The sequence below is a fragment of the Streptomyces sp. Root1304 genome (genome assembly GCF_001426405.1).
Lineage (GTDB): Bacteria > Actinomycetota > Actinomycetes > Streptomycetales > Streptomycetaceae > Streptomyces.
In genome coordinates, this window is record NZ_LMEP01000022.1 from 315,500 (window position 1) to 329,162 (window position 13,663).

Genomic DNA, 13,663 nt, shown 5'->3' on the forward strand with positions numbered 1-13,663 from the left:
GTGCCGGACCCACGACCCGACGGGGACCACTCGGGGGCCGAGGCCGAGGCCCGTGATCAGGAGCAGGTCAAGGAGGCCGATCGCAGGGGCGGTCCGGGGCACACGGTCCTGCTCGCCCTGGCGCTCGCGGTGCCGGTCACCAAGGTGGCGTACACCGTCGGCGGCGGAGAGGCCGTCCGCGACGTGTTCGTCGGCATGGAGCTCGCGAACTGGCCCGACGTCCTGATCGGCATGATGATCACCGACCCGCTGCTCGGCTCGGTCCTCGCCGTCGTCATCTCGCGGGTGGTCTTCGCCCTGTTCGCGGCGCGCGGCGCCGTCCCGCTCGGCGGTGGCTTCGTCGGCGCGGCCCGGCGCGCCGCCCTCACGATCGTGAACCCGGTCGCCGTCGGCGTGATCGACGCCTGTCTCTTCGGCCCGTGGTGGGGACTCGGCACGGGACTCGCCGCGTACGCGCTCCGCCAGGGCGTCGTCGTGGAGTACCGCACGGGGCGGCGGCGCTCCCACCACCACCGGAGCCGTCCGGGCGCGGACAGCGCGTACCGGCCGCCCGCCTGGCTGCGCCGGGCCGCCGGTGTGGAGCAGTGGGTGGCACTCGGACTGACCGTGGTCGTCCTGCCGTTCCTGGCCTTCGCGTCGGCGCTCGACGGCCGGGCGTGGACCTCGATCGTCGAGTGCCAGGTCACGGACGGCACCCGGACGACGAGCGACCGGCTGATCGAGCTGGGCCGCAAGGGCAACGGCGTCGTCGGCTGGAACCTCGCGACGGACGAGGTCTCCAACGGCCTGGGTTGTGTGGGCGTCGAGAGCCTCTACGTACGCGAACCGTGGTGGCGCGGCTGACCGGTCCGACGGGCGCCCCGGATGCCCGCACCGCCCGGTCGGGCCTCCCGCTCGCCCGCGCCCGGCGGTCCACCGCCCCCGGCGGTCCACCGCTCCGGGCGGTCCGCCGCCTCAGCCCGTCACGATGCCCGTGACCAGGTTGATCGTGGTCGCCAGGATGCTCGCGCCGAAGACGTACGACAGCAGGCAGTGGCGCAGGGCGACCGAGCGGATCGTCGTGTCGGAGACGTTGGTGTCGGAGACCTGGTAGGTCATGCCGAGGTTGTAGCTGAAGTAGAGGAAGTCGCTGTAACGCGGGGACCGGGGGGCGTTGAAGTCGATGCCGCCTCCCGGCTTCCGGTAGTAGAGGTACGCGTATCGGGTGGCGTACATCAGGTGCAGGGCCGCCCAGGCCATGAACACGCCGGCGAGCGCCGTCGCGGCGGCGGCGTGGCTCAGGTCGGACCTGCCGACCAGGAGCAGGGCGACGATGCCCACGAGACCGCTCACCGCCGTGCCCACGACGGCGAGTTCCTCGACGACGGGCCGGAACTCCTCGCGGCGTACGTTGCGGTGGGTGGTCAGCGCGTCCATCGGCCACAGGGCGATCCACCCGGCGACGACGAACAGCGTCTCCGCCACGGCGATCCCCGTGAGGATGCCGAGGGGGACGTGGGTGAGCGCGGCGACGAGCCAGCCGGCCGCCGCACCGACGACCATGGACGCGGCGAGCCGGGGTACGGCGGCGAACAGCAACCGAGGGATCATGGCGCGGCTCCCGGGCTCCGGGCTGGGGTGGGGGCGGGGTGGGGCCGAGGCGCGGGCCCGGACCGGGGCCGTCAGCCTTCCAGGACGACGACGGCCTCGTCCGTGTAGGTCCGGAACGTCAGCGTCTCCTGGAAGTAAAGCTGGACGCTGGTCGCGTCGTGCCCCGTGTAGCCGATCGCCAGGTCCTGGCCGATGACCAGCTCGAAGTCGCCGCCCCGCGTGGACAGGACGAAACCGCCGCTGAGGGCCGGGGCCCAGATCGGGGAGCCGTCCAGCATCCGCCCGAGGTGCGCGGCGATCGGGTAGCCGTGGTCGGAGGTCTCGCTGACCGCGCGGTACTCGTCGGGGCCGAGGAGCAGGGCGTACGGGCCGTCCACGCCGGCGAGGCGCAGCGCCGTCAGCGCCCGGCTCACCGCGTCCGGGTAGTCACGAGGCTCGGCGGGCAGCCGTACCACCGGGTTCGAGGAGCGGGCGCGGAGACCGTCGACGCCGGCTGCCCCGTACCCGTCGAAGATCGCCCGGTCCTCGACGAACGCCATCGCGCGGGCCGCGTCCTTGACGGGCTGCCAGTCGGAGTCCTTGGCCCCGCGCTCGACGTCGTCCACGGCGGCCCGCGACACGGTGAACGGCACCCTGAGCTCGACGAGCGGCTTCGACTCGCGCAGGTGCGCCGTGACGCCGGGGGCGGGCGGGCTCATCTCCGTGAGGTGCCCGGTGCCGACGGCGGAGAGTTCCGGACCGCCGGGGTCGGGCACGTCGACGACCCGGCGTCCCGCGACGTTCCGCCGGAAGGTGCGGCGGGCCTCCTCCTCGATCTCGGCCCAGGCCGCCGGGGTGATCGGGGCGAGTTCGCGGTGCAGGTTGTTCGTGGTGAGTCCGTGCGGCGCGGCGGGTGTGGTGTCGGGGGTCGTCATGGGTGCTCAGGCTCCTTTCAGGCCGCCGATGCCGAGGGTCTCCCCCCGGCGGGCGGCGTCCGGCGGCGCGGCCGGCAGGTCGTCGAGGAAGTCGGCGCTCGGCACGAAAAAGAGGCCGCCGGTGACGGCCCGGGAGAAGTCGAGGATGCGGTCGGTGGTGCCCGGCGGGTCGCCGAGGAACATGTTGCGGAGCATCCGTTCGGTGACGGAGGGGGTCCGCGCGTACCCGATGAAGTACGTGCCGAACTCGCCGCCGCCGACCCGCCCGAACGGCATGTTCGCGCGGAGGATCTGCCGGGTCACGCCGTCCTCGTCGACGATCGTGTTCAGCGCGACGTGCGAGTTCGCCGGTTTGACGTCGTCGGGCATCTCGACGTTGGACGCCTTGGCCCGCCCGATGACCCGTTCCTGTTCCTCCACGGTGAGCGCGTCCCAGGCGCCCATGTCGTGGAGGTACTTCTGCACCACGACATAGCTGCCGCCGCGGAAGCCGGGGTCCTCGTCGCCGATGTGGACGGCTCCGGCCGCCACCGCGCCCGAGGGGTTCTCGCTGCCGTCGACGAAGCCGAGGAGGTCGCGTTCGTCGAAGTAGGTGAATCCGTGGACCTCGTCGACGACGGTCACCGCGCCGCCCAGCCGGTCCGTGATCAGCCTGGCCAGCTCGAAGCAGAGGTCCATGCGCCGGGCGCGCAGATGGAAGAGCAGGTCGCCCGGGGTGGCCGGGGCGCGGTGCCGGGGTCCGGCCAGCGGCGTGAAGGGGTGGAGTTCGCGGGGGCGGGGGCCGCCGACGAGCCGGTCCCAGCCGTCGGACCCGATGCCCGCGACGCAGGCGAGACCGGCGTCGCGCAGCCGGAACGAGACGGAGCGGGTCAGGGACGACAGCTCCTGGAGCCCGTCCCTCACCGTGGCCTCGCCGCCCGGGTTGACGGTGGCCACCAGGAAGACGGCGGCCCGGGTGGGCGACGTGACGACGGGCTGGACGACGACCATGGCGCTCCCGGCCGGAAGGTGATCAGCAAGGATCAACAAGAGGGAAGAATAGGGACAGCGTCAGCGTAGGGGCGCACGATCGGAGCCGCAGCCCGACGGGGGCGCGAGGCGGGGCACCTACGGGGATACGCCGAAGGCGGGCGCCGCACGCACGGGGATACACCGAAGGGCGGCACGCCCCCACCCGAGTGGCACGCCCCCACCCCCGGCCATAGCCTGCCGAAGGATGGCGATTCCTCCGCCATGCCCCTGTTTGCCCGTTTTCCCCATGGTGAAAGGGTGGAGCGCCTTGAGCACCGACCAGGAAGCGCAGAACGCCGCGGAGGCGCCGGAGCCCCTGGAGCCCAGGGTGGGTCCCGCCCCCGAGGGGGACCCCGAGTTCCACCCCTACCACCACCCCGCCGCCGGCTGGGGCGCCGCGAAGAGCGTGACCGGGTTCCTGGTACGCGAAGGGGCCCTGGTCGACGGGCCGCGCGCGATCATGAGGATGAACCACGAGAAGTCCGGCTTCGACTGTCCCGGCTGCGCGTGGCCCGACGACACCAAGGGCCTCCACCTGGACATCTGCGAGAACGGCATCAAGCACGTCACCTGGGAGATGACCCGCAAGCGGGTCGGCCGTGAGTTCTTCGCCGCCCACACGGTGTCCGAGCTCGCCGAGTGGAGCGACTACGACCTGGAGAACGAGGGCCGGCTGACCGAGCCGATGGTCTACGACCCGGCCTCGGACCACTATGTGCCGATCACCTGGAAGGACGCGTTCGAGGTGGTGGGCCGGGCGCTGCGCGGCCTCGACGACCCGAACCGGGCGTCGTTCTACACCTCGGGGCGACTCGGCAACGAGGCCACCTTCCTGTACCAGCTGATGGCCCGTGAGCTGGGCACGAACAACCTGCCCGACTGCTCCAACATGTGTCACGAGGCGAGCGGCCGTGCCCTTCAGGCCTCCCTCGGCACGGGCAAGGGCACGGTCGACCTCAAGGACTGGGAGAGCGCCGACGCGCTGTTCGTCTTCGGGGTGAACGCCGCCTCCAACGCGCCCCGGATGCTGACCGCGCTCGCCGAGGCCCACGACCGCGGCGCGCGGATCGTGCACGTCAACCCGCTCGTGGAGGCGGCGGCGACCCGCACGATCGTCCCGCACGACTTCACGGACATGGCGCTCTTCAAGGCGACGAAGACGAGCACCCTGAACCTCCAGCCGCGCATCGGCGGCGACATGGCGCTGATCCGCGGCATGGCCAAGGCGATTCTGGAGCTCTCCGCGACCGATCCCCGGGCGCTCGACCGGGAGTTCATCGACCGTCACACCTCGGGCTTCGAGGAGTACCGCGCGGTGTGCGAGGCCACGCCGTGGGAGGAGATCGAGCGGCAGTCCGGGCTGAGCCGGGCCGACGTGCTCGACGCGGCCCGGGTGTACGGCGACGCCGACCGCAGCATCATCAGCTGGTGCCTGGGACTGACGCAGCACGAGCACGGCGTCGACACGGTCCGGGAGATCGTCAACCTGCTGCTGCTCCGGGGCAACCTGGGACGGGAGGGCGCGGGCCCCTCGCCCGTACGCGGTCACAGCAACGTCCAGGGCAACCGGACCTGCGGCATCGACCACCGCCCCGGCGACGCCTTCCTCGACCGGCTCGGCGAGGTCTGCGGGATCGAGCCGCCGCGCGAGCACGGCATGGACACCGTCCGTACGATCCAGGCGATGGGACGCGGCGAGATCGAGGTGTTCGTCGGCATGGGCGGCAACTTCGCCCTGGCCGCCCCCGACACCCCGGTCACCTACGCGGCGCTGCGGAACTGCGGGCTCACCGTCCAGGTCAGCACCAAGCTCAACCGCAGCCACATCGTCCACGGCAAGCAGGCCCTCATCCTGCCCTGCCTCGGCCGCACCGAGAAGGACCACCAGCGCAAGGGCGTGCAGAGCACGTCCGTCGAGGACTCGATGAGCATGGTCCATCTGTCCCTCGGCATGAAACGCCCGGCGTCGCCGCACCTGCTGTCCGAACCGGCCATCGTCGCCGGGATGGCGCGGGCCGCGCTCCCCGACAGCGCCACCCCCTGGGAGTGGTACATCGAGGACTACGACCGCATCCGGGACACCATGGCCCGGGCCCTCGACGGCTTCGAGGACTTCAACCGGCGGGTCCGTCTGCCGCTCGGCTTCCGCATCCGGCAGCCGGCCCGCGAGCTGGTCTTCCTCACCCCGTCGGGCCTCGCCGAGTTCTCCAGTGCCCCGCTGCCCGACGTCGTGCCCGAAGCGGGCACCCTGGCGCTCGGCACGATGCGGTCCCACGACCAGTGGAACACCACCATCTACTCCGACGACGACCGCTACCGCGGCATCAAGAACCTGCGCACGCTCGTCTTCATGAACCGCGCGGACATGCGCGAGCGCGGGATCGCGGACATGGGCCCCGTGGACATCACGAGCACCGCGAAGGACGGGAGCAAGCGGCACCTGAAGGGGTACCTGGCGGTCCCGTACGACATCCCCCGGGGCTGCGCGGCCGGGTACATGCCGGAGATGAACGTGCTGTGCGCGCTCGTCGACTACAGCACCCAGAGCGACCAGCCGATCATGAAGCACGTCAAGGTGACCATCGATCCGGCGGCCTGATCGCCCCCGCTCCCCTGCTCCCTCTGCCCCGCTGGGCAGTACCGCAAGAGCCTCTCTCCTTGTGTGATCGGCGCCACCGATCCGTCCTCCCCGCCACTGTCCCCTGACACCGGTACCGGGGTCGGCGCCGGCCGCGGCCCCGTGACAGAGTCGTACCGGGCCGCCCGAACAGGCACGACCACCACACACACCGTCGGAGCGGCGCTCCGGGGACAGGAGCGAACCATGGGCCGAGTGACCGTACGGCGGCGCGTCCTGCGCGTGCGGGAGGGGGACGCCTCCTACCGCCCGGACACCCTGGCCGCCGAGGAGCCGATGGAGATCCGCGTCGGCGGACGGCCGCTGACGGTGACGATGCGCACCCCGGGTGACGACTTCGACCTGGCGGCCGGGTTCCTGGTGAGCGAGGGCGTGGTGCACACGGCGGCGGACGTGGCCGGCATCCGGTACTGCGCGGGCGCCACCGCCGACGGCGGCAACACGTACAACGTGGTCGACGTCGGGCTCGCCCCCGGTGTGGCCGCCCCCGACGCGTCCCTGGAGCGGAACTTCTACACGACCTCGTCGTGCGGGCTGTGCGGCAAGGCCAGTCTGGACGCGGTGCGCACCACGGCCGCCTGGTCGGTGGCCGAGGACCCGCTGCGCATCGGTACGGACGTGCTGGCGGCGCTCCCGGACCGGCTGCGGGCGGCGCAGCGGGTGTTCGACACCACCGGCGGGCTGCATGCCGCCGGGCTGTTCACCGCCGAGGGCGAGCTGCTGTGCCTGCGGGAGGACGTCGGCCGGCACAACGCCGTGGACAAGGTCGTGGGCCACGCCCTGCGGGAGGGCCTGCTTCCGTTGCGCGGGTCGGTCCTGATGGTGAGCGGCCGGGCGTCGTTCGAGCTGGTGCAGAAGGCGGTCATGGCCGGGATCCCGCTGCTGGCGGCGGTCTCCGCGCCGTCCTCGCTCGCGGTGGACCTCGCGGCGGAGAGCGGTCTCACCCTGGTCGGCTTCCTGCGCGGTGCGTCGATGAACGTCTACACGGGAGACGAGCGGCTCGATCCGCTGCCCGTGGCCTGACCTGCGGCGATCGACGTCGTGGGAGGCCGTCCGAGCCGTGGGGTGCCGTTCCGCGCGACCGGTGCCGCGCGGGGGCCGTACGGACGAGCCCGACCGGTCGGTACCGGTCGGGCTCGTGACCGTCGCCCGGGAGCGGCGGGGGACGCCTACGCGGCGACCGCGCCGCTCTCCGCCGGCTCCGCCTTCGCCCCGGTCCCGGCCTCGTGCTTGCGTACCGTGCAGTGCAGCGAGTCGTCGATCACGTCGGCGACGATCGTGTCGCCGGGGTCGGCCTCCCCGCCGAGGAGCAGCGAGGCGACGCGGTTGTCCAGTTCCGTCTGGATCGTGCGGCGCAGCGGGCGCGCGCCGAACTCCGGCTGGTAGCCGTGGGCGACGAGGAGCTTCTTCGCCGCCTCGGTGACCTCCAGGGTCATGCCCTGCGCGTGCACCCGGTGCTTGCTGCGGTCCAGGAGGTGGCCGACGATCTCCGACAGGTCCGCCTCGGTGAGGCTGTGGAAGACGATGATGTCGTCGATCCGGTTGAGGAACTCGGGCAGGAAGCGCCCGCGCAGGTCCTCCATCAGCTCGTCCTTCAGCTCGGCGGCGTCGCCCTCGTGGGCGAGGATGCGGTGGGCGCCGATGTTGGACGTCATGATGACGACGCAGTGCCGGAAGTCGACCGTGCGGCCCTGTCCGTCGGTGAGCCGTCCGTCGTCGAGGATCTGGAGCAGCGTGTTGAAGACGTCGGGGTGCGCCTTCTCCACCTCGTCGAACAGGACGACGCTGTACGGGTTGCGGCGGACCTTCTCGGTGAGCTGGCCGGCCTCCTCGTAACCGACGTATCCGGGCGGCGCGCCGACGAGCCGGGCCACGGTGTGCTTCTCCTGGAACTCGCTCATGTCGAAGCGGATCATGCGGTCCTCGTCGCCGAAGAGCAGGCCGGCGAGGGTCTTGGCGAGTTCGGTCTTGCCGACGCCGGTCGGTCCGAGGAAGAGGAACGAGCCGACGGGACGGTTCGGGTCGCCCATGCCGGCGCGGCTGCGGCGCACCGCCTCGGAGACCGCGGTGACGGCCTCGTCCTGGCCGACGATCCTGGCGTGCATCTCCTCCTCCAGCTTGAGCAGCTTCTCCTTCTCGCTGGCGGTCAGCTGGGACACGGGGATGCCGGTACGGCGGGACACGATGTCGGCGATGTCGGCGGCGGTGACGGAGACGACGCCCTCGCGGCGTTCCTCGATGCCCGCGAGTTCGCCCTCGACCTCGGCGATCCGGCGCTTGAGGTCGGAGGCCTTGTCGAACTGCTCGGCGGCGACGGCCTGGTCCTTCTCGCGGCGCAGTTTGGCGAGGCGGTCCTCGCGGCTGACGACCTCGGTGGAGCGGCCCGCGCTGCGCAGCCGTACGCGGGCGCCCGCCTGGTCCATCAGGTCGATGGCCTTGTCGGGCAGGAAGCGGTCGCTGATGTAGCGGTCGGAGAGTTCGGCCGCCGCCGCGAGGGCGCCGTCGGCGAACCGGACCTGGTGGTGGGCCTCGTAGGCGTCCCGGAGCCCTTCGAGGATCTGCACGGTCTCCTCGACGGAGGGCTCGGGGATGAGGACGGGCTGGAAGCGGCGTTCCAGGGCGGCGTCCTTCTCGATGTGCTTGCGGTACTCGTCGATGGTGGTCGCGCCGACGACGTGCAGCTCGCCGCGCGCGAGGGCGGGCTTGAGCATGTTGCCCGCGTCCATCGAGCCCTCGCCGGTCGCGCCCGCGCCGACGACGGTGTGGAGTTCGTCGATGAAGACGATGATCTCGCCGCCGGCGTTCTGGACGTCCTCGATGACCTTCTTCAGGCGTTCCTCGAACTGGCCGCGGTACTGCGCGCCGGCCACCATGCCGGACAGGTCGAGGGACACGACCCGCTTGTCCTTGAGGGTGTCGGGCACCTCGCCGGCGACGATCCGCTGGGCGAGGCCCTCCACGATGGCGGTCTTGCCGACGCCGGGCTCACCGATGAGCACCGGGTTGTTCTTGGAGCGCCGGGAGAGGATCTCGATGGTCTGCTCGATCTCCTCGGCGCGGCCGACCACCGGGTCGAGCTTTCCGGCCTTCGCCTCCTCCGTGAGGTCCCTGCCGTACTCGTCCAGGGTCGTCGCCGGCTCCTTCGCGGCCGCCGGGGCGCCGCCGTCGGAGCCGGCCGCCCGGTCCGTGAGGCCGCGCAGCTTCTTCACGTCGTGGTCGTCGGCGCCGAGCATCCGGGTGGCCCCCGAGTCGGCGTCGTCGAGGAGGGCGGCGAGGATGTGCTCGGGGCCGATGTACGACACGCCCGCCTGCTGCGAGCGCGCGTAGGCGGCGGCGAGGGTGCGCTTGGCGGCCGGGGTGAGTCCGGGTTCCGAGGAGGGCTCGCCCGACTCCCGGGGCAGCACCTGGTCGAGCTGGGCGGCGAGCGCCTCGGGGTCCACCCCGACCTGGGCCAGCAGCCTGCGCGAGGGGTCGACGCGGGTCGCCGCCCACAGCAGGTGCTCGGTGTCGAGGTCGGAGGTGCCGTCCTCGACGGCCTTGCGGGCGGCCAGGTTGAGGAGTTCGTGCGAGGACTCGGTCAGCAGTCGCCCGATCGGAACGCGTTGCACGGCGGGCGGCGACGACGCCGGCGACATTCCGAAGAACCGGTTCAGCATGTCACTGAACGGGTCGGACGAACCGAAGGGTGAACCGAACGCCATCGACATCTCAGCTCCAGGGACGCATGGGGGGTCGAACCCACTCAAACGTGACGTTCCGGGCCGCGCAACCGGAACGGATTCCCCGGGATCCGGGGCCGTGGCGGGTACGTGGCGGGGACCCGGCGGGGCTGCGGTGAGGGCGCGGCAGGGGCTGCGGCGGGGCTGGAGTCAGGTCCGTCACGGAGCCCCCGGGAGGCCGACCCCGGCACCGACGGCATCCCGGCGAGCCCCGCGAAGGGCCCCGGCCGACTCACGGCCACCCCGCCCCGCCGACACGCCCGCCCACCCCGTACGGCCCGCAATCCCGGGCTCCGGCGCGCGCCCGTCGACGATGGCACCATGACGTCCGAGAACCCCCCGCACACCCCCGGCCCGCAGGTCCGGGCCGGCAGCCTCGTCCGGCGCCCCAAGCTGTGGCTCGTCCCCACCGTCCTGAGCTCCCTGGTCGCCCTGGGCCTCGCATTCCTCTACATGGGCGGCATCCTCAACCCGAACGACAGCCTCCACCGACTGCCCATCGCCCTCGTCGACGCCGACAGCGGACAACCGCTGCCGGGCCAGAGCCAGAACCTGGGCCGCCGGATCACCGACTCCATCGCCGCCACCGGCGCTTCGGGGACCCATGTGGAGTGGCAGCGGCTCGACCCCTCGGAGGCCCAGGACGCGCTGGCCTCCGGGAAGGTCTACGGAGCCCTCGTCGTCCCGGAGGACTTCACCGCCTCCGTCGCGGCCCTGACCACGGAACGGGCGAAGACCCGGCCGACGCTCACCGTGCTCACCAACCCGGGGCTCGGCAGCCTGGGCTCGTCGATGGCGTCCCAGATCAGCCAGGCGGCGGCCCACCAGACCTCGCTGACCCTCGGCAAGCAACTCACCGCCTCGCCCACCACCGCCTCCGCCGACTCCACGACCCGGCTGCTGCTGACCGACCCGGTGAGCGTCACCACCCGCGTCGGGCATCCGATCGGACGGCACAGCGGCCTGGGCCTGTCGGCCTTCTACTACACCCTGCTGCTCGTCCTCGGCGGCTTCATCGGCGGCAACCTCGTCAACAGCGGCGTCGACACCGCACTCGGCTACGCGGACAGCGAGATCGGCCCCTGGCACTCCCGTCACCCCACGGTGCCGATCAGCCGCACCCAGACGCTCGTCCTCAAGATGCTCATGACGGCCGGGATCTCCGTCCTCACCACCACGCTCGTGATGGTGGCCACGATCGCGGTCCTCGGCATGGACGCGTCCCACCTGCCGATGCTGTGGCTCTTCTCCTACTGCGCGACGACCGCCGTCGGTCTGGGCGTCCAGGCCATCAACGCCGCTTTCGGCGGCATCGGCCAGCTCGTGTCCATGTTCGTCTTCATCGCCCTGGCCCTCCCCTCCTCCGGGGCGACGGTGCCCCTGGAGGCCACCCCGGGCTTCTTCCGCTTCCTGAGCGTCTTCGAGCCGATGCACCAGCTGAGCGCCGGGGTGCGGTCCATCCTCTACTTCGACGCCCGCGCGGACGCGGGCCTGGCACGCGGCTGGATCATGATCGCCGTCGGCGTCGTCCTGGCGCTGGCCTTCGGCCTCGCCATGACCCACTACTACGACCGCAGGGGCCTGCGCCGCCTCACACCGCAGCCGGCCTGACCCGGCCCCGCATCAGCCGGGTCCGGCTACCGCCAGTCGTCCCACGGCGGCTCCTCCGACTCGTCCATGTCGTAGGGCGGTTCCTCGTCGTACGAGAAGGAGTCGGCCCCGGGACCGGCGCTCGGGGCACTGGTGCCGGTGCTCGGGGCGCCGGTACCCGTGCTCGGGGCCCCGGTGCCGGCCCCCGTCCCGGCGGACGCGCTCCCCGCACCCGCCCCGGCGCCGTGCTCGGCCAGCGCCTCCAGGACGCCCTCGGCGTACTTCGTGAGCTTGGCCTCGCCCACGCCCCCGACGGTGCCCAGCTCCTCGACGGTGCTCGGGAGCAGCGTCGCGATCTCCCGCAGCGTCGCGTCGTGGAAGACCACGTACGCGGGGACGCCCTGCTCGCGGGCGGTCGCGGCCCGCCAGGCGCGGAGGGCCTCGAAGACCGGCGCCGCGGCGGCGGGCAGGTCGACGGGTACGCGGGAGCCCTTGCCCGAGCGCGCGCCGGACTCCTTGCGGGTGGCGGCCGGGGCCTTCTCCTTCCGCATCGTGACGGTGCGGCGCCCGCCGAGCACCTCGCCGCTGCCCTCCGTGAGGACGAGCGTGCCGTAGTCGCCCTCCACCGTGAGGAGGCCGAGCGCGAGCAGCTGCCGGACGACACCCCGCCACTCGGCCGTCCCCAGGTCCGCGCCCACGCCGAACACCGAGAGCCCGTCGTGGTCGAACTGGATGACCTTGGCGGTCTTCTTGCCCTGGAGGATGTCGATGATCTGACCGGCACCGAACTTCTGGCGTCGTTCCTTGGCCAGCCGCCACACCGTGGACAGCAGCTTCTGCGCCGCGACCGTGCCGTCCCAGGACTCGGCCGGGGTGAGACAGGTGTCGCAGTTGCCGCAGGGCTCGCCCGCCTGGCCGAAGTAGGCGAGCAGCCGTACGCGGCGGCAGTCGACGGTCTCGCAGAGCGCGAGCATCGCGTCGAGGTGCATGCCCAGGGCCCGCCGGTGCTGTTCGTCGCCCTCGGAACCGTCGATGAGCTTGCGCTGCTGGACCACGTCCTGGAGGCCGTACGCCAGCCAGGCCGTCGCGGGCTCTCCGTCACGGCCGGCGCGGCCGGTCTCCTGGTAGTAGCCCTCGACGGACTTCGGCAGGTCGAGGTGGGCCACGAAGCGCACGTCGGGCTTGTCGATGCCCATGCCGAAGGCGATCGTCGCGACCACGACGACCCCGTCCTCCCGCAGGAAGCGGGCCTGGTTCGCCGCGCGCGTACGGGAGTCCATGCCCGCGTGGTACGGCACGGCGTCGATGCCGTTCTCCACGAGGAGCGCGGCGGTCTTCTCCACCGAGGACCGGGAGAGGCAGTACACGACTCCGGCGTCGCCCTGGTGCTCGTTCCGGATGAGTTCGAGCAGCTGCTTGTGCGGGGTGCTCTTCGGGACGATCCGGTACTGGATGTTCGGCCGGTCGAATCCGGCGACGAAGTGCCGGGCGTCCTCCAGGCCGAGCCGCGCGGCGATCTCCTTGTGCGTGGCCTCGGTGGCCGTCGCGGTCAGCGCGATGCGGGGCACCTTCGGCCAGCGCTCGTGCAGCATCGAGAGGGCGAGGTAGTCGGGCCGGAAGTCGTGGCCCCACTGGGCGACGCAGTGCGCCTCGTCGATCGCGAACAGCGACACCTTGCCGCGGTCGAGCAGCCTCTGCGTGCCCTCGGTCCGCAGCCGCTCGGGGGCCAGGTAGAGGAGGTCGAGCTCGTCGGCGAGGAAGGCCTGCTCGACGGCCTGCCGCTCGTACGGGTCCTGCGTCGAGTTCAGGAATCCGGCCCGCACCCCGAGGGCCTTGAGCGCGTCCACCTGGTCCTGCATGAGGGCGATGAGCGGCGAGATCACCACACCGGTGCCGTCCCTGACCAGGGCCGGGATCTGGTAGCAGAGCGACTTGCCGCCACCGGTAGGCATCAGGACGAGGGCGTCGCCGCCGTCGACGACCTGCTCGATGATCTCCTGCTGCTCCCCTCGGAAGGAGCTGTAACCGAAGACGCGGTGGAGCACCCGCGCTGCGTCGGAGATCTCGGCGGATTCGTCGGTGAGAACCATTCGTCAAGCCTATAGGCCGGGACGGACACCCCGGCCGGGCCCGCCGCAACCTGTGGACAACCTCCGAGGCAACGCCCGGGACGCGGACGACGTCCTACAGAGCGGCACCAC

9 protein-coding genes are annotated in these 13,663 nt (G+C 72.1%); 4 read left to right on the forward strand and 5 right to left on the reverse strand.

The annotated features are described in order from the left end of the window. Positions 1–843 (forward strand): hypothetical protein, encoded by an 843-nt coding sequence (locus ASD33_RS20855; protein ID WP_056562389.1) that lies wholly within the window; start codon positions 1–3, stop codon positions 841–843. Between the two features lie 111 nt (positions 844–954). On the opposite strand, the gene ASD33_RS20860 is transcribed toward ASD33_RS20855, so the two are convergent. The 3 genes from ASD33_RS20860 to ASD33_RS20870 all read right to left on the reverse strand — a co-directional run bounded on the left by ASD33_RS20860 (position 955) and on the right by ASD33_RS20870 (position 3,494). Beyond that, entirely contained in the window at positions 955–1,590 is a 636-nt protein-coding gene (locus ASD33_RS20860) for a DUF1345 domain-containing protein (RefSeq protein ID WP_056562393.1), read from the reverse strand. Positions 1,591–1,661: 71 nt separating this feature from the next. Continuing rightward, positions 1,662–2,504, reverse strand: a complete 843-nt coding sequence (locus ASD33_RS20865) for a family 1 encapsulin nanocompartment shell protein (protein ID WP_056562396.1) — start codon at positions 2,502–2,504, stop codon at positions 1,662–1,664. Positions 2,505–2,510: 6 nt separating this feature from the next. Beyond that, positions 2,511–3,494 (reverse strand): Dyp-type peroxidase, encoded by a 984-nt coding sequence (locus tag ASD33_RS20870; RefSeq protein WP_056562400.1) that lies wholly within the window; start codon positions 3,492–3,494, stop codon positions 2,511–2,513. A 268-nt stretch (positions 3,495–3,762) separates the two neighbouring features. On the opposite strand from ASD33_RS20870, the gene ASD33_RS20875 reads away from it, so the two are divergent. After that, positions 3,763–6,114: an FdhF/YdeP family oxidoreductase gene (locus ASD33_RS20875; protein WP_107103764.1), complete on the forward strand. Its 2,352-nt coding sequence runs from the start codon at positions 3,763–3,765 to the stop codon at positions 6,112–6,114. 225 nt (positions 6,115–6,339) lie between these two features. After that, complete coding sequence (fdhD, locus tag ASD33_RS20880) at positions 6,340–7,176, forward strand: formate dehydrogenase accessory sulfurtransferase FdhD (RefSeq protein ID WP_056562405.1); 837 nt, start codon at positions 6,340–6,342, stop codon at positions 7,174–7,176. 146 nt (positions 7,177–7,322) lie between these two features. Here the strand turns inward: fdhD and ASD33_RS20885 are convergent, their stop codons facing one another. Next, positions 7,323–9,860: an ATP-dependent Clp protease ATP-binding subunit gene (locus tag ASD33_RS20885; RefSeq protein ID WP_056562408.1), complete on the reverse strand. Its 2,538-nt coding sequence runs from the start codon at positions 9,858–9,860 to the stop codon at positions 7,323–7,325. A gap of 333 nt (positions 9,861–10,193) precedes the next feature. Between ASD33_RS20885 and ASD33_RS20890 the strand changes: the two genes are divergently transcribed. After that, a complete protein-coding gene (locus tag ASD33_RS20890) occupies positions 10,194–11,483 on the forward strand; it encodes a DUF3533 domain-containing protein (protein WP_056562411.1) in 1,290 nt (429 codons plus the stop codon). A 26-nt stretch (positions 11,484–11,509) separates the two neighbouring features. Here ASD33_RS20890 and recQ read toward each other — a convergent pair whose 3' ends face one another. Beyond that, positions 11,510–13,552, reverse strand: a complete 2,043-nt coding sequence (recQ, locus tag ASD33_RS20895) for a DNA helicase RecQ (RefSeq protein ID WP_056562413.1) — start codon at positions 13,550–13,552, stop codon at positions 11,510–11,512. Between the last annotated feature and the right edge of the window lie 111 nt (positions 13,553–13,663).